The following is a 14,685-nucleotide window of genomic DNA, read 5'->3' on the forward strand; positions in this document are numbered from 1 at the left end:
CCCGCCCTAGCTCCCCCGTGCCGACGTGATCAGCCGCTTCAGCGTCGCTTCATCGACGATACCGTCGCCGATGACGAAGCTCGGCGTGCCCGAGATGCGCAAGGCTCCGGCGAGAGCAATATTGCGCTTGATGGCCGCGTCGATCGCCGGGTCCGCCATGTCCTTTTTCAGGCGCTCGACGTCGATGCCTATCCGGGCCGCGACCTCGAGACTGGAGGTCTCAGTGATCCGGCCCTCGTAGGTCATCATTGCCTGGTGGAAGGCAAGATACTTGCCTTGCTTGCGGCTCGCCAGCGCGGCGCGGGCGGCAAAGGCGGAGCCCTGACCGAGGATCGGATATTCCTTGTAGACGAGGCGCAGGCCCCGGTCGGCCTGCTCGAGCTTGCCGAGCAGCGGCGTGGCCTGGCGGCAGTAAGGACAGTTGTAGTCGAAGAACTCGACGAGGATGGCGTCGCCCTCGGGATTGGCCCCGACCGGCGCGTCCGGATCGTTGAAGATTTCGTCGCGCCGCTCGGCGATCACAGCAGTCGCTTGGCTGTCCGCCGCGGCCTGCTGGCGGGCCTCCAGGCCCCTAACGGATTCAAGGATGACCTCGGGCTTCTTGAGGAGATAGGCGTGCAGTTGGCGGTCGAGATCGTCGCTGGCGCGAAACGGCGGAAGAACTCCCGCCGCATACAGCAACGCGACGGCAGACAGCACGGCAGACAACGCGGCCAGCGCGAAAGAACAGAATACCAGCGGTCTCAGGCTCCAGCCCCGTCTTCCGGTCGCGGTGCCCGGTTCGAGCGAGTCCGATGACGAATCCTGCGGGTCGGCTACCATGGGAGCGATCCTTTGAGCTTGTCCCAGAAGCCCCGCTGCCGGTGCGGATGCGGCTTTTGGGTTCGGTTGGTGAGGGCGTTGACGAAGACGACAAGATTGACGGGTTCGAACTTTAACCCGTGGAAGCGGGCGCGCAGGCGGCCGTCCTGATCGATGACGTGGGTGACGATCCCGTGCATCTGCATGCCGTTCTCGCCGCGGGTGAACTTGAGCCCGTAGGCCTCGGCGATCCTGCGCGTCGCGTCCTCGGGCTTGCCCGGCGCGGACGTCAGGAAGTCCCAGTTCGCCGGATCGAGGCCGTGCGCCTCGCCGTAGTCGCGCAGGACAGAACCCCTGTCATGCTTCGGGTCCGTGGTGATGGTGACGAACTCGACCATCGCCTTCATCGGCGACTGGTTCACCATCTTCTGAAGCTCGGCGATCCGCTCGGCGTGCAGCGGGCAGACGTCGGGACAGTTGGTGTAGACGAAATTCAGGACGACGACCTTGCCGCCGAGGTCCCCGAGGCTGACGGCGCGGCCATCGGCGTTTTGCAAGGTGAAGCCCGGCGCGGCGCTGTCGGCAGCCTGGAAATATTGTTCCTTGTCTCGCAGGTCCTGATCGACGTCCTCGAGTGAGTGCGCCGCTGCAGGGCCAGCCAACGCGAACATCACGGCGATCGCCAGCGCAGCCATTCCGAGGACAGGCAGCCGTCTTGGCGAGCCGAAGATCGCGGCCTTCTCGATAAGACTTGGAACGCTCATTGCATATCTTCCCTGTTCTCGGGGACGGCCATCTTCTCTCCTTTCGGTTCAACGACCGACCGGAGGAACGCGACCATCTCCGGAGCGTCCCATTCGGCGGGACCCATCAGCCGACCAAGTTCCCTCCCCTCGGTGTCGATCAGTATCGTGGTCGGCAAGCCCAACGCCGCCAGGGCGGACAGCGCCTGGCCGCTGGCATCGACGTGCAGGGCGAGGTTCCGCACGCCGATCTCCGAATAGAACGTCCTCACGACCTCCGCTCCCTGGCGGTCGATCGAGAGGGCGACGACCTCGAAGTTCGGTCCGCCTAGTGCCGCCTGCAGCCGATCGAGCGTCGGCATCTCCTTGCGGCATGGCCCGCACCAGGTCGCCCACACGTTGAGCAGCACGACCTTGCCGCGGAAATCGGCGAGCGCGCCCGGCCGCCCGTCGCCGTCAGTGAAGCGGACATCCGGCACGGGTTTCGGACCATCGCTGAGCACGAAACCCTTCGGAACCCCCTCGAGCGCCAGCCCGACTGGGGCGGCGTGGAACATGAATGTGCCCGCCACTCCAACGACGCCCAAGGCAGCCAGCAGAAACAGCAGCCGACGGCGTGGGGTGTATCGGCTGGCTCCGAAGATGCGAGCCGCCATCGTCATTCCCTCGCATAGACTTCCGGTGCCTTGCCGTCCTTCGGGACAGTGTAGATCACGAACTTCTCGGTCTTCGTCCCGGCCATGCCGGGCGAACCCATCGGCATGCCCGGCAGGGTGATGCCGGCGATCGGCGGTCTCTCCTTGAGGAGCTTGCGGACGACGTTCACCGGAACATGCCCGTCGACTGCGTAGCCGTCGATGAACATCGTGTGGCAGCCCTCCATTCCTTCCGGCACGCCTGCCTTGTGGCTGATCTCGAGAAGGTCGTTGGTCGGCTTCACGTCGACCTTGAAGCCGTTGTCGCGGAGATAGGCGGCATAGCCCTCGCAGCAGCCGCATTGCGGGTTCTTGTAGAGTGTCGCCTGAAGGGGATCGGCGAGCGCCGGCGTGGCGCAGGCGACGAGAGCGGCGAGGCTCATGAGGCGGATCGTGCGGTTCATTTCGGTTCTCCTTGAGTAAGGTCTGTTTGGTTCAGGCGACGCGCAGCACGGTCATCATGCCGGACATCTGGTGGTCCATGACATGGCAGTGCAGCATCCAGTCGCCGGGATTGTCGGCGACGAAGGCGACCTCGACGACGTCCTTCGGTGCCATCAGCACGGTGTCCTGCCACTGGCGATGCGGGACGGTCGCGCCGTTGCGGGTCAGCACCCTCAGGCTATGCCCGTGGAAATGCATCGGGTGCCACCAGGCGGTGTCGTTGCGCAGTTCCAGCACGACGCTGCGGCCGCGCTGGAACACGAGCGCGGGTTCCATCCCGGCATGGCCGTCCCCCGTCATTGACTGGCCGTTGATCGACCAGACCGCGCCCTTCCCCATTCCCATATGGCCCATGCCCATCATGCCGCCGCCCATCATCCCGCCCATACCGGACATGCCGCCCATGCTCATCATCCCGCCCTGGAGGGTCAGCGTGTGGCGTTCGGCCGAAGCAAGGTCCGGCTCCGGCAGGGGGTTGCGGGGAAGGTCCAGCGGCGCGCCGGGAGAGTGCGCGCGCAGCGGCGGTCGCGCGTCATAGGCAAGCTGCGTCAGTCGGTAGGACAGGCCGTCGTAGAAATCGTCGATGACGTCGTAACGCCTTCCCGGCTCGCCCTGCATGTCGAGCATGAGGTCGATGCGCATGGCCGGGCCGAGCAGGATGCGTCCGCCCTCGGGCTCGTGCGGATCGGACGGCTGGCCGTCGAGCGCGACGATCACGGGGCGATGTCCCTCGAAGCGCAACGCCATGATCCGTGCGAGCGAAGCATTGGCGAGGCGCAGGCGGACGCGCTCGCCCGCCTGGAAGGGTTCGGCCTCCGAAACGCTGCCGTTGAGCGTCACGGTGTTGCCGACGCGGCCGGACATCGCCGCCTCCATGCCGTTGCCGAAACCCGAGGCGATCCGAGCTCCGTCGCTCAACCGCCAGTCGGAAATGACCCAGAGAAGGTCGCGGCCGACGGCGACGGATTCGCGCTCCTCGACGATCACCGCTCCAGCGAGACCGCGTCCAAGTTGCTCCAGGCTGTTGGCATGCGGGTGGTACCAGAAGGTTCCGGCGTCCGGCGGCGTGAACTCGTAGACGAAGCTCTCGCCGGGCTTGATCGGCGGCTGTGTCAGTCCTGGCACCCCGTCCATGGCATTGGGAAGCCGTATTCCGTGCCAGTGCACGGTCGTCTCCTGGTCGAGGCGGTTTTCGACGACGAGGCGAGCTGGCTCGCCCTGGCGGAGTCTCACAAGCGAGCCGGGCACCGTCCCGTTGTATGTCCAGACGTCCGTTTCCGGATGCTCGGGACCGGCCAGCCGTGCGCGGGCGGGTCCGGCTACGACCCGGTAGTCCTTGGGCGGCGTTGCCCGCGCACCGGCGGGTGGCAGCGAGGCCGCCAGGAGAAGGCCCCCGCCGCTCCGGAGCAGATTCCGGCGCGACACAGGGCGGTTGAATTCCATAGTCACATTCGATCCTTCCATTCATCGTGATCACGCACAGCGCCTTGCTCGGCAATCAATGCACGCGTTCATTCGCCCGGCTCCGCCGCTTGGGCGGCAGCCGGGGATCAGCCGATGTCGGAGGTTCGTGGCGGGTCGGGATCGGGAGGCAGGGTCCTGCCATTCAGAAAAAGAACAGGGGCGGCCACGAAGGCCAGGGTCGCCCCGGCTGGCAAGGCGGCCGCAAGGGGCACAGGCGCGATGACGGGGGCGGCACAGACATTTCCACAGGCCATGGCCATCATGCCGCCGTCGCCGGGCTGGTCAGGACAACCCTGGCAATCGCCGTGGTCCGGCATTGCCATGTCGGACATCGTCGCCATCCTGGCGGCCATGCCGCTCGCCTGGGCGACCGAGAGGCCCATCCCCGCGGCGACGAAGGCCGCGAGGAGGAAAAGAACAAGCTGTCGGACCGACCCGTGCTTCATGACGAAAGAATCGCGCCGAACTTCTGCAAATACAAGCGGGGATGCGCCCCTCCGGCGGCGCACGCCGTCAACAGTGCGTTATCCGACGTGCGGCGAAGCATCAGCGGAAGAACAGATGCTTGATGAGAGCCGAAATCACGAGCGCGATCACGAGCAGTGCGAGGATGCCGACGCCGCCCATGCCCCACATCATGCCGCCGCCCATCATGTCGTTCATCGTGGTGTCCTCCATTCATTCAGCCGCCTCGCTCAGAAGCGCCGGCTCGGGTTCGTTGGCGGCCGGTTGGCTGTCGGAATTCTCCGCCAGCCGCCAGCCCTTGACCAGCCCGTAGATCGCCGGGATCACCGCGAGCGTCAGGATCGTCGACGAGATCATGCCACCGATCATCGGCACGGCGATCCGCTGCATGATTTCCGATCCGGTTCCGGTGCTCCAGAGGATCGGCACGAGGCCCGCCATGATCGCGACGACGGTCATCATCTTTGGCCGTACACGCTCGACCGCTCCGACCATGATCGCCTCATGCAGATCGGCTCTCGTGAACGCGCGCGCCTCCGCCAAGCACGCCGCGCGCCTTTCTCCAAGGGCCTGGTCGAGATAGATCAGCATGATCACACCCGTCTCGGCCGCCACCCCGGCAAGGGCGATGAAGCCCACCACCACGGCGACCGAGGCGTTGAAGCCCAGCCACCACATCAGCCAGATGCCGCCGACGAGCGCGAACGGCAGCGACAGCATGACGATCAGCGTTTCGGTCAGCCGCTTGAAGTTCAGGAAGAGCAAGAGGAAGATCAGCGCCAGCGTCAGCGGCACGACGATTGCGAGGCGAGCCTTGGCCCGTTCCAGATACTCGTACTGGCCGCTCCAGGCGACCGAATATCCGGCCGGCATCTGCACGCTCCTGGCAATGGCGTCCTTCGCCTCGGCGACGTAGCCGCCGAGATCGCGGTTGGCGATGTCGACGAAGACGTAGACGGCGAGCTGGCCGTTTTCGGTGCGGATCGTCGTCGCGCCGCGCGTCAGCTTCACCTCCGCCACCGCGCCGAGCGGCACGCTGCCGCCGCCCGGAAGCGCGACCAGGACGTCGCGGGCAATCGATTGCGGATCGCTGCGGAAGGCGCGCGGGTAGCGCACCGCGACGCCGTAGCGCTCGCGGCCCTCGACCGTCGAAGTGACCACCTCGGAACCGAGCGCCGTGCCGATCACCTCCTGCACGTCGTCGACACTGAGGCCATATCGCCCGAGCGCGATGCGGTCGGGAACGATGTCGAGATAATAGCCGCCGATCACCCGCTCGGCGTAGGCGCTCGACGTGCCGGGAACCGCCTTCAGGACGGTCTCGATGTCGCGGGCGATCCGTTCCATCTCCTTGAGGTCGGAGCCAAAGACTTTGACGCCGACGGGCGTGCGGATTCCCGTCGACAGCATGTCGATGCGAGCCCGGATCGGCATGGTCCAGGCGTTGGAAACGCCGGGAAACTGCAGCGCCGCGTCCATCTCCTGCTTCAGGTTGTCGATCGTCACGCCCGGCCGCCATTCGGACTTCGGCCTCAGGGTGATGATCGTCTCGAACATCTCCGTCGGCGCGGGATCGGTGGCGGTCAGCGCCCTGCCCGCCTTGCCGAACACCGTCTCGACCTCCGGAAACGACTTGATGATGCGGTCCTGCGTCTGCATCAGCTCGGCCGCCTTGGTGACCGACAGGCCGGGCAAGGTCGTCGGCATGTACATCAGCGTGCCCTCGTCCAGGGCCGGCATGAACTCGCTGCCGATCTGGCGGGCCGGCCACACCGTCACGGCCAAGGCGGCGACTGCCAGGAGGATGGTGATTGTCTTTGCCCGCAGCACCCCGGATATGACCGGGCGGTAGACCCAGATCAGGAAGCGGTTGAGCGGATTTTTGTGCTCCGGCACGATCCTGCCCCGGACGAACACGACCATCAGCGCCGGAACGAGCGTGACCGACAACAACGCGGCCGCCGCCATCGCGAAGGTCTTGGTGAAGGCAAGCGGTCCGAACAGCCGACCTTCCTGCGACTCCAGCGTGAAGATCGGCAGGAACGACACGGTGATGATCAGCAGGCTGAAGAACAGCGCCGGACCGACCTCGCTCGCAGCCTTGATCAGGACCTCCGTGCGGGGCTTCTCCGTCGGCGCGCGCTCAAGATGCTTGTGGGCGTTCTCGATCATGACGATCGCCGCGTCGATCATCGCCCCGATGGCGATGGCGATGCCGCCGAGGCTCATGATGTTGGCCCCGATGCCTAAGCTCCGCATCGCGACGAAGGCGATCAGGATGCCGATCGGCAGCATGATGATGGCGACCAGGGCGCTGCGGACATGCAGCAGGAAGGCGATCGTCACCAGGGCGACGACGATCGACTCCTCGACCAGCGTCCCCTTCAGCGTCTCGATCGCGGCCTCGATCAGCTCGGAGCGGTCGTAGACGGGCAGGATTTCCGTGCCCGCGGGCAGGCTGTCCTTGATCGCGGCAAGGCTCTGCTTGGCGCTGTCGATCACCGAGAGGGCGTTTTCGCCGACGCGCTGAAGGACGATGCCGCTTGCGACCTCCCCCTCACCGTTGAGCTCCGTAATGCCGCGACGCTCGTCGGGAACCGTCTCCACACGAGCGACATCGCCGAGGCGGAGCGGCGCGCCGCCCTCGGTCATGAGCGCTATGTCCTCGATGTCTTTGATGCCCTGCAGATAGCCCTTGCCCCGGACCATGAACTCGAACTCGGAGATTTCGACGGTGCGGCCGCCGACATCGCGGTTGCTGGCGCGGACCGCGTCGGCCACCTGCTTCAAAGTGACGTTCTGGGCCCTCAGCCGGGCCGGGTCGACGACGACGGAATACTGCTTGACGAAGCCGCCGACGCTCGCGACCTCGGAGACGCCTTCCGACTTGGATGCCGCGAAACGCACCACCCAGTCCTGCAGCGAGCGCAGTTCCGCAAGCGACAGTTCCTTGGCGACGAGGGCATACTGATAGACCCAGCCGACACCCGTCGCGTCCGGGCCGAGGCTCGGCGACACCCCTTGCGGGAGGCGGCTGGACGCGGCGTTCAGATATTCGAGCACACGGCTGCGCGCCCAGTAGGGATCGGTCCCGTCCTCGAAGATCACGTAGACGAAGGAAACGCCGAAGAACGAGAAGCCGCGCACGACCCTGGATCGAGGCACCGTCAGCATCGAGGTGGTCAGCGGATAGGTGACCTGGTCCTCGACGACTTGCGGTGCCTGGCCGGGATAGTCGGTGAAGACGATGACCTGCACATCGGAGAGATCGGGGATCGCATCCAACGGAAGCGTGCGCAGCGAATATATGCCCGCCGCGATCGAGAGCGCGGCTCCGATGAAGATCAGCACAAGATTGCGCGCGGACCAGGCGATGATGTTGGAGATCATGGCTGCGCCTCGCTAGTGGTCAGCGCGTTCAGCGCCGCATTCAGGTTGCTCTCGGCGTCGAGCAGGAAGTTGGCGGCGACGACGATCCTCTCGCCGGCTTCGATCCCCTTGGCGATCTCGGTCCGGTCCTCGCCGCGGACACCGAGAACGACGTCGCGCGGTTCGAAACGGCCTTCACCCTTGTCGACGAAGACGAGCTGGCGGTCTCCGGTATCGATCACGGCGCTGTTGGGCACCGCGACGACCGGGCTGGGCTCGCCGGAAGCGACCTCGACCTCGGCATACATGTTGGCGAGAAGCAGCCCGTCCTCGTTCGGCAGCTCGATGCGCACCTTGGCGGTCCGCGTCTCAGCCTGAAGTTCGGGATAGATCAGGTCTACGGTGCCCTCGAAGACCTTGCCGGGCAGGTTTCGCACCCGGACGGCTGCGCGAGCACCTTTCCGGATGGCGGCGGCATCGTATTCCGGGACGTCGGCGATCACCCAGACCTTGGACGTGTCGGCGATGCGGAACAGCACATCGCCGGCCTCCGCCATCATGCCCGCGGTGGCGCTGCGTTCGAGCGCGACGCCGTCGCTCGGCGAAAGATAGGCGATGCTCCGGGGCACGGCACGATCCTTGCCGATTGCCTGGATCGCCTCTTCCGGCACGCCGAGATTGCGCAGTTGCAGCGCGCCGCCGACGTCGAGGCCCGGCCTGCCGCCGCCGCGCAGCTCGGTCGCGTATTCCGCTCCCGCCTTGGCGATCTCCCTCGAATAGAAATGGAAGAGGCGGTCCCCTTTCCCGACGCGGTCGCCGGTCGTGACGTCCGCGACGTCTTCGATGAAGGCATCCGCGCGCATCGAGACGATCCGGATACCCCGCTCGTCGAAGGCGATCGTGCCGGGCACGCGCACCTTGCGGGAAACCACGGCCCGCTCGGCCGTCGCGGTCTTAACTCCGGTCCGCTGCAGCTTGCCCAGAGAGACCTTGACGACGCCGCTGTCCGCCTCGTCGCCCTCGTAGACGGGGATGTAATCCATGCCCATCGAATCCTTCTTCGGCACCCTGGAGGTGTCCGGAAGGCCCATGGGGTTGCGGTAATAGAGTATCTTCCGTTCGCCCGTGGCCGCAGCGGGTTCCGGGTTCTCGGCGACTGCCTTCACGGGTTCGAAGGAGACGTCCTCGCTTTGCCGAACCGCGACGAAAGCACGTCCGTCGGCCGCCTGTTTCGGCGTCGCGGAGTATTCCGGCATTCCGTCCGGGTGCCGATAGTAGATGACCTTGCCCGTCGGCGTTGCCGCAGGCGGCATGGTTTCTCCGAGCGCCTGCCCGGAGAGGAGCTGGTTGAGGTGGGTGGCGAGGCCGCGTGTGCCAGCCACGTACCCTCCCCCGCCGGCGATGGCGAGGGAGCTGACGAGGAGCAGCAATTTGGAAGTCTTCACGGCGTCGCCTGCAGAACCAGTTCGCCCTGGACGGTATCGGTCTCGCCCTGGACCTTCGCCGCGAGCTTGAAGCGCCAGCCGCCTTCCATGGTGAGGTTCGTCTTGAACCGGTAGACGCCGGGTTCCGTCGAGGAGAGGGGCTCGACCGAGGTGGTCATCGCCTCCATGCCTTCCGGTGCCATGTCCAGACGGGTGGTGAAGATCACCGCGTCGGAAACGGGTTTTTCGGTCCGCTTGTCGACCAGGCGGACGGCGACTGTGGCTCCCGGTCCGTGGGCGACCTCGGACTGGACGAGCTGGAACTCGTAGTCCGTGGCAGCCGCGAAGGAAGTGATTGTGGAGGCCAGCGCGATGGCCAGGGAAGTGAGGATTCCCCTCGGGGAAAAAATGTTCTTGATCATACGAAATCTCACCTGGACGGGCAGCTCGGCCACGTCTTTGAAACAAAAAGGATAGTCGGACACGCGCCGCCGTCGGGCGGAGCGAATTTCTGCGGTCCAACGTGGTGAGATCAGGCTTTGGGAGGTCGGGCGGGCGGCTCTACTATTGCCGACGGAAGATGGCTATCGTGGAGGGAACCATGTGAGAGCTCGAGCGATGCAAGGTCGATGCGCCAACCGTCAGCCTTGTACTCATGCGCCAAGATCGTCGAGGAGCATATCAGTGCAAGAGGGCACGCGCTTCCGCAGCGGTTCTTCTGCGCCGGCTGTTCCTCCGGGCAATCGGACATGTCTTCGACGCCGTCCATGCCCGCCATCGCTTCCATCTTCATGTCGGATGAAAGCGCCATGGCGCTCGCGGCCGTGCCAACGCTCACGGGACCGATCACGACACCGAGCAGCGCCAACAGACAAAGGAAGCGCCGGAGCGCGACGACAGCGAACATGCGCATAGGCTTGCATAGGTTGGGGACCATTGGAAGTCACTCACGGAAAGTTGCGACCGACGGCCGCACTCTCTCCCTTCCCAAAGCTAACCCTTGACGACCTGTCCTATCCGAACCACGCTTTCGGAAGTGAATTCGAAGTGGGGAATGGCGAGATTCTCGGGCGCTGGTCCCTTTCGGACGCGGCCAGCGGTATCATAGTGGGACCCGTGGCAGGGACAGAACCAGCCGCCGAAATCGCCCGCTTGTCCAATGGGCACGCAGCCCAAGTGCGTGCAGACACCGATCATCACGATCCAGTTCTCCCGGCCCTCCCCGGCAGAACGAGCAAGATCGGTCGCCGGTTGATCATCGGCAAGGTTGGCGTTGCGCGCCACGGGGTCCTTCAGGTCGTCGAGTGCCGTCGCCTTCGCCGCCTCGATCTCCTGCCGGGTCCGGTTGCGGATGAAAACCGGGCGGCCGCGCCACTTCACGGTCAATGACATACCTTCGACGAGCGAGGACACATCCACCTCGATGGACGCCAACGCGAGCGTCGACGCGTCGGGGCGCATTACGTCGATGAACGGCCAGGTCGCGGCCCCGGCACCCACCAGGCCCGCCATTCCGGTCACCAGATAGAGAAAGTCCCGTCGGGTGGGTTCCACCGTGCCGTTCTCAGGCGCGGGAGATGCAACCATGTCACTCATCGCTGCTTCGCAGTCGAAAAAAGGTTCGGCCGCCTTCCGTATGCATCATTGCACCGAGCTTACGCGCCCGGCACAAAAAGAGAAATAGCAAACCAATCAGGCAATGCGGCTGACGCCACTAATCGGCGCTCGTGCGGCCGGAATAGTCCTATTTTCAAGATGGCGGCCCGCCAAACATCCTCCCGATGACATCATCGCAATGGGACTCGAAACACCGGCCATGGCTGAGCACAATGCGCTCCGGCCGCCAAGAACGGATTTTCGCGAACGCTGCCTCGGCCCTTCGCCGCTGCAACAGCAGGGGCAGCCGCATGCCAAAGAATATCTGCCCGCGGGGATGGTACATTCCGCTGAGTTTCGTTGCCGTTCGCCAGGGCTCGGGCATCTTGTCCAGCTCGATGTTGATGATCGTGTCCGTCAGGATCAGTGTCTTCGAGGTCTTGTGGTAGAAGATGAACTCCTTGAAATATCCGCCCGGGAACAGCGTCTGGTCGATGTCTTGCCGCCATTCCTCGGGCGGATCGGGATAGAGGTCACGCGCGAACGTGACGTCGATGTGCCGGGCGCGCGCCCTCTGACGCACCCGCGGCGAGGCCCAGGTGATCGCATAGGGGAAGACTTTCGACCACTCCCCGATATGGGCGTAGTGAAATTGGTTGGGCGAAACGAGGTGACCGATGGCGCCCATCCGCTGTAGCTCGCCTGCAAGCGCCTCGTCGAATTTGATCGGCGAGTGCAGGAACAGATCACCATTCGAGAGGCGCACGACCGTCATCCGGGTCGTGAAAGGCAGCGGCAGCCTGACCCCGCCCACGGTCAGGTACTCGAATGGTCCATCGACTATTCCGATGTCCGGCCCCATGGGCTTGTATACGTTGACCGGCTCGTAGAGAGAGGCACCCACAGGTCATCTCCTAGCTTCTTGCTGGAGTATGTCTGATCGCGGGACGTCTGCAACGGTGGTCGGAGCAGCGATCATCAGACGTCGTCGTCGTCCGTGGTCCTCATTCTGAAAAATTCGCTGCGGAACTCTTGACCCTGCCCCCGTTGCAAGCTCCACATTCGGTCAAGTCGGATCAAAGGAAACTTCAAATGTATCATCTCAACGTAGAAGACATGACCTGCGGACACTGCGTCGGCGCGGTCGAGCATGCCGTCAAAGCCGTCGACCCGAACGCCAAGGTGGCCGTCGATCTCGAGGCGAAGACCGCGTCCATCGATTCCGAGGTTGGATCCGATGTGTTCATTGCCGCGATCGAGGAGGCTGGTTATCGGGCGTCCTTCAAGAAGTCCTGCTGCAGCCACGTCGCGTAGCATCGACGATCTGCAAGACACGCGGCGCCAAGGCGGCGCGTGTGATCGGCAAATGATGGAAAGGTAACGAGCAGAACGTAACAAACGAATCCAGCTCGGAAAAGGCCCTTCAGTGATCCGCGGTGGCTCAGCGCCCGTAGCCTCGCAGTTCGTTGTACCGCTTGACCTGTTCTTCCTTCAGAATCCGCATCATCCGCAGATGGGCCGCGAGGTGGACGTAGCGCAGGTTTGCCCGGATCGCTTCGATCTTCCGAAGTCGCGCACGAAGACCGTGCTGGTCGATCGGACCGTCCCGGAAGCCGATCTCCAGCGCCATTTCGGCAGCTATCAGCCTCTTTCCCTCGAGAACGGCGTCCTCTCGCATCGTCTGGAAAATGCGCTGCGTCGAGGCCTCCTGATCTGCGCTCAAGCCAATATGGCGCTTCATTTCGAGGATATGCGAGGGACCCGGAACGCCGTTCAGCTCGGCCGCCTTCGCCAGCCCCCACCCTCCTCCTCTTTCCAGCTCGGCGACATCCTCCGCCGAAAGGCTCTTGATTTCACGCAGCTCCTGCCCGGCATAGGGCGAATGGTGTACGTGCTCTCCATCGGCCGCCGCCGACAATGGCAGTAGCACGGCAAGGAGCGCAAGCAGTTGGTACTTCATGATTGCCATCCGACTGTTTCGACTGCCCGGAGCTTGCCAGCTAGCGGGCATCTCGGGCATGATAGCTATCATGTCCGAGAGCACTATCGATTGCCTGCGGCCGAAGGCGGTGGCCTCCAAGACTTTCGAGAGGGGCAGACACCTCTTCCACCGCAACGACCCGGTACGCGCCATGTTCCTGGTCACCGCCGGGTGCGTGCATCTCGTCCGCTACCAGGCGGACGGGAGCGCCGCAGTGCTACAGCGGTCCGGAGCGGCGTCCGTCCTTGCCGAAGCCTCCGTGTTTTCCGAGCGCTATCATTGCGACGCCGTCGCAACAACAACCACCCGCGCGCTGCTCGTGCCGATTGCCGAGATCCGGCACCTGCTGGACCATGATCCGGCCTTCGCGCGGGAGTGGACGATCCATCTTTCGCGTGAGCTGCAGAGCGCGAGGAAGCGGGCGGAGATCGCCGCCCTGCGCACGGTGAGCGACCGGCTCAACGCGTGGATTACATGGAACGACGGCAGGGTCCCGGCCAAAGGTCACTGGCGGGGATTGGCGGAAGAGATTGGCGTCTCCCCGGAGGCCTTGTATCGCGAAATGTCCAAGCGGCGGCGTTTGTGAACTTCCGCTTCCTAAGCGACACAATACGATCATCGAGCACAGAACGGGGACAAGACTGCGCGGACAGACACCGCTCTGGCATTGCCGTTCTTCGCACCTGTAGGCCAAAGCGCGCAACGTGGCCTACAGGCGGTCTGCCGGTCGGTCTCATTTCCTCCGGAGACTGTGCCTCGATAATCCTTTTGCAGGCGTCGTCTACGCGTAACCGTGCCCCTGGCTTCGGACAATATCGTCATCGCGGCGATGCCTCGACCCGATGTTCTAGTCCGGTGCGACCGCCGCCGCGATATCGGCTTTGTCGCGCAGAACAAAGACGGCGATCAGGAAAGCCTGAGCCAGCACCAGAGCGTAGGCGGCGAGAATGACCGCACACGAAACGACAAAATTGAGCTGCGGCGCAGCGCCGAGCACGACGGGCACGCTCCAGGAAACGGCGGAGACGACACCACAGCCGATCAACGTCACCTTCGCCCTCGGCCTCAGTCCCGCCAGGAGCTGCATTCCGATCCGGCGACGCAGGAACGGCAGGACGAGCCGGTGAATGGCAAGGCCATTGATCGACAGGATGGCGACGATGGTGATCTTGGCCCAGATTTTCGGATTCATCAGCTTTTCCGGTTCGCTCACCTGATAGAGCAGAAGGAAGCCAGCACCGGAGATCCACAGCAACAGGAGACCCAAGGCGACAAAACGGCTGACCCACTCGATGTTGCCGACAAGGTCTGCGGTCATGGTCATACGGCGATACCGCGCCAGAAGCAGATCAAGAAAGACGGCTCCGCCAAACCCGATGATCAGGCCGGCAAAATGAAGGAGTCTCAGGAAGGTGCGCGCATAGGATAGAAGGGTTGTCGGCGGCAGCAGTGGCACGAAAGACGACAACGAATCCAGACCACTCAATTTCAACTCCTCCAAAAAGGCGCGCACGAACGCGCACGCGCCTCGGACCGAGGGCATGCCAATGCGCACCACCGTTAACTTGGGTAATCACAGTGAAACGCCGTCGAAGCGATTCCGACAGCATCGACGTCCTTCTATTTAAAGGTGAATGTCCCAGTCAAGTATGAAAAGTAGCTAATTAAGTGACGCGCATAAGATGATGCATTTGGCCCATCTT

At 64.1% G+C, this 14,685-nt stretch carries 16 protein-coding genes; 2 read left to right on the forward strand and 14 right to left on the reverse strand.

Features of this window, described 5'->3' with window-relative positions:
- Positions 1 to 6 precede the first annotated feature (6 nt).
- The 12 genes from RHIBR816_RS0101140 to RHIBR816_RS0101200 all read right to left on the reverse strand — a co-directional run bounded on the left by RHIBR816_RS0101140 (position 7) and on the right by RHIBR816_RS0101200 (position 11,905).
- Positions 7 to 822: a DsbA family protein gene (locus tag RHIBR816_RS0101140; protein WP_018234696.1), complete on the reverse strand. Its 816-nt coding sequence runs from the start codon at positions 820 to 822 to the stop codon at positions 7 to 9.
- Positions 816 to 1,565 carry an SCO family protein gene (locus RHIBR816_RS0101145; RefSeq protein WP_018234697.1) on the reverse strand — a complete coding sequence of 250 codons (750 nt, stop codon included), beginning with the start codon at positions 1,563 to 1,565 and terminating at the stop codon, positions 816 to 818. The genes RHIBR816_RS0101140 and RHIBR816_RS0101145 overlap by 7 nt, the downstream gene beginning before the upstream one ends.
- A complete protein-coding gene (locus tag RHIBR816_RS0101150; RefSeq protein WP_198294130.1) occupies positions 1,562 to 2,200 on the reverse strand; it encodes a TlpA disulfide reductase family protein in 639 nt (212 codons plus the stop codon). Before RHIBR816_RS0101150 ends, RHIBR816_RS0101145 begins: the two co-directional genes overlap by 4 nt.
- 2 nt (positions 2,201 to 2,202) lie before the next feature.
- Entirely contained in the window at positions 2,203 to 2,643 is a 441-nt protein-coding gene (locus RHIBR816_RS0101155) for a DUF411 domain-containing protein (protein ID WP_018234699.1), read from the reverse strand.
- 31 nt (positions 2,644 to 2,674) lie between these two features.
- A complete protein-coding gene (locus tag RHIBR816_RS0101160) occupies positions 2,675 to 4,126 on the reverse strand; it encodes a multicopper oxidase family protein (RefSeq protein ID WP_018234700.1) in 1,452 nt (483 codons plus the stop codon).
- Positions 4,127 to 4,233: 107 nt separating this feature from the next.
- Positions 4,234 to 4,593: a hypothetical protein gene (locus tag RHIBR816_RS0101165; RefSeq protein ID WP_018234701.1), complete on the reverse strand. Its 360-nt coding sequence runs from the start codon at positions 4,591 to 4,593 to the stop codon at positions 4,234 to 4,236.
- 232 nt (positions 4,594 to 4,825) lie between these two features.
- Positions 4,826 to 8,002 carry an efflux RND transporter permease subunit gene (locus RHIBR816_RS0101175; protein WP_018234703.1) on the reverse strand — a complete coding sequence of 1,059 codons (3,177 nt, stop codon included), beginning with the start codon at positions 8,000 to 8,002 and terminating at the stop codon, positions 4,826 to 4,828.
- Positions 7,999 to 9,426, reverse strand: coding sequence for an efflux RND transporter periplasmic adaptor subunit (locus RHIBR816_RS0101180; protein ID WP_018234704.1), 1,428 nt, complete (start codon positions 9,424 to 9,426; stop codon positions 7,999 to 8,001). The genes RHIBR816_RS0101175 and RHIBR816_RS0101180 overlap by 4 nt, the downstream gene beginning before the upstream one ends.
- A complete protein-coding gene (locus RHIBR816_RS0101185; RefSeq protein WP_018234705.1) occupies positions 9,423 to 9,827 on the reverse strand; it encodes a FixH family protein in 405 nt (134 codons plus the stop codon). The genes RHIBR816_RS0101180 and RHIBR816_RS0101185 overlap by 4 nt, the downstream gene beginning before the upstream one ends.
- A 110-nt stretch (positions 9,828 to 9,937) precedes the next feature.
- On the reverse strand, positions 9,938 to 10,312 hold the full coding sequence (locus tag RHIBR816_RS0101190) for a hypothetical protein (protein WP_026186522.1): 375 nt from the start codon (positions 10,310 to 10,312) through the stop codon (positions 9,938 to 9,940).
- An 86-nt stretch (positions 10,313 to 10,398) separates the two neighbouring features.
- On the reverse strand, positions 10,399 to 10,992 hold the full coding sequence (gene petA / locus RHIBR816_RS0101195; protein WP_018234707.1) for a ubiquinol-cytochrome c reductase iron-sulfur subunit: 594 nt from the start codon (positions 10,990 to 10,992) through the stop codon (positions 10,399 to 10,401).
- 163 nt (positions 10,993 to 11,155) lie between these two features.
- The gene (locus tag RHIBR816_RS0101200; protein ID WP_018234708.1) at positions 11,156 to 11,905 is read right to left on the reverse strand and encodes a DUF4336 domain-containing protein; all 750 of its coding nucleotides are present in this window, start codon (positions 11,903 to 11,905) and stop codon (positions 11,156 to 11,158) included.
- 188 nt (positions 11,906 to 12,093) lie between these two features.
- On the opposite strand from RHIBR816_RS0101200, the gene RHIBR816_RS0101210 reads away from it, so the two are divergent.
- Positions 12,094 to 12,315 (forward strand): heavy-metal-associated domain-containing protein, encoded by a 222-nt coding sequence (locus RHIBR816_RS0101210; protein WP_018234710.1) that lies wholly within the window; start codon positions 12,094 to 12,096, stop codon positions 12,313 to 12,315.
- 127 nt (positions 12,316 to 12,442) lie between these two features.
- Here RHIBR816_RS0101210 and RHIBR816_RS0101215 read toward each other — a convergent pair whose 3' ends face one another.
- On the reverse strand, positions 12,443 to 12,961 hold the full coding sequence (locus RHIBR816_RS0101215; RefSeq protein WP_026186524.1) for a hypothetical protein: 519 nt from the start codon (positions 12,959 to 12,961) through the stop codon (positions 12,443 to 12,445).
- 58 nt (positions 12,962 to 13,019) lie between these two features.
- Here RHIBR816_RS0101215 and RHIBR816_RS0101220 point away from each other — a divergent pair, with 58 nt between their 5' ends.
- Positions 13,020 to 13,568, forward strand: coding sequence for a Crp/Fnr family transcriptional regulator (locus tag RHIBR816_RS0101220; RefSeq protein ID WP_026186525.1), 549 nt, complete (start codon positions 13,020 to 13,022; stop codon positions 13,566 to 13,568).
- Positions 13,569 to 13,829: 261 nt separating this feature from the next.
- Here RHIBR816_RS0101220 and RHIBR816_RS33575 read toward each other — a convergent pair whose 3' ends face one another.
- The gene (locus RHIBR816_RS33575; RefSeq protein ID WP_084810972.1) at positions 13,830 to 14,468 is read right to left on the reverse strand and encodes a hypothetical protein; all 639 of its coding nucleotides are present in this window, start codon (positions 14,466 to 14,468) and stop codon (positions 13,830 to 13,832) included.
- Positions 14,469 to 14,685: the final 217 nt, after the last annotated feature.

The organism is Ensifer sp. BR816 (assembly GCF_000378985.1).
GTDB lineage: Bacteria > Pseudomonadota > Alphaproteobacteria > Rhizobiales > Rhizobiaceae > Sinorhizobium.

Excerpts from the sequence above, each read along its gene's own strand:
- RHIBR816_RS0101140 (WP_018234696.1), bottom strand. The coding sequence starts at position 822 with ATGGTAGCCGACCCGCAGGATTCGTCATCGGACTCGCTCGAACCGGGC.
- RHIBR816_RS0101145 (WP_018234697.1), bottom strand. The coding sequence starts at position 1,565 with ATGAGCGTTCCAAGTCTTATCGAGAAGGCCGCGATCTTCGGCTCGCCA.
- RHIBR816_RS0101150 (WP_198294130.1), bottom strand. The coding sequence starts at position 2,200 with ATGGCGGCTCGCATCTTCGGAGCCAGCCGATACACCCCACGCCGTCGG.
- RHIBR816_RS0101155 (WP_018234699.1), bottom strand. The coding sequence starts at position 2,643 with ATGAACCGCACGATCCGCCTCATGAGCCTCGCCGCTCTCGTCGCCTGC.
- RHIBR816_RS0101160 (WP_018234700.1), bottom strand. The coding sequence starts at position 4,126 with ATGGAATTCAACCGCCCTGTGTCGCGCCGGAATCTGCTCCGGAGCGGC.
- RHIBR816_RS0101165 (WP_018234701.1), bottom strand. The coding sequence starts at position 4,593 with ATGAAGCACGGGTCGGTCCGACAGCTTGTTCTTTTCCTCCTCGCGGCC.
- RHIBR816_RS0101175 (WP_018234703.1), bottom strand. The coding sequence starts at position 8,002 with ATGATCTCCAACATCATCGCCTGGTCCGCGCGCAATCTTGTGCTGATC.
- RHIBR816_RS0101185 (WP_018234705.1), bottom strand. The coding sequence starts at position 9,827 with ATGATCAAGAACATTTTTTCCCCGAGGGGAATCCTCACTTCCCTGGCC.
- RHIBR816_RS0101190 (WP_026186522.1), bottom strand. The coding sequence starts at position 10,312 with ATGTTCGCTGTCGTCGCGCTCCGGCGCTTCCTTTGTCTGTTGGCGCTG.
- petA (WP_018234707.1), bottom strand. The coding sequence starts at position 10,992 with ATGGTTGCATCTCCCGCGCCTGAGAACGGCACGGTGGAACCCACCCGA.
- RHIBR816_RS0101210 (WP_018234710.1), top strand. The coding sequence starts at position 12,094 with ATGTATCATCTCAACGTAGAAGACATGACCTGCGGACACTGCGTCGGC.
- RHIBR816_RS0101215 (WP_026186524.1), bottom strand. The coding sequence starts at position 12,961 with ATGAAGTACCAACTGCTTGCGCTCCTTGCCGTGCTACTGCCATTGTCG.
- RHIBR816_RS0101220 (WP_026186525.1), top strand. The coding sequence starts at position 13,020 with ATGATAGCTATCATGTCCGAGAGCACTATCGATTGCCTGCGGCCGAAG.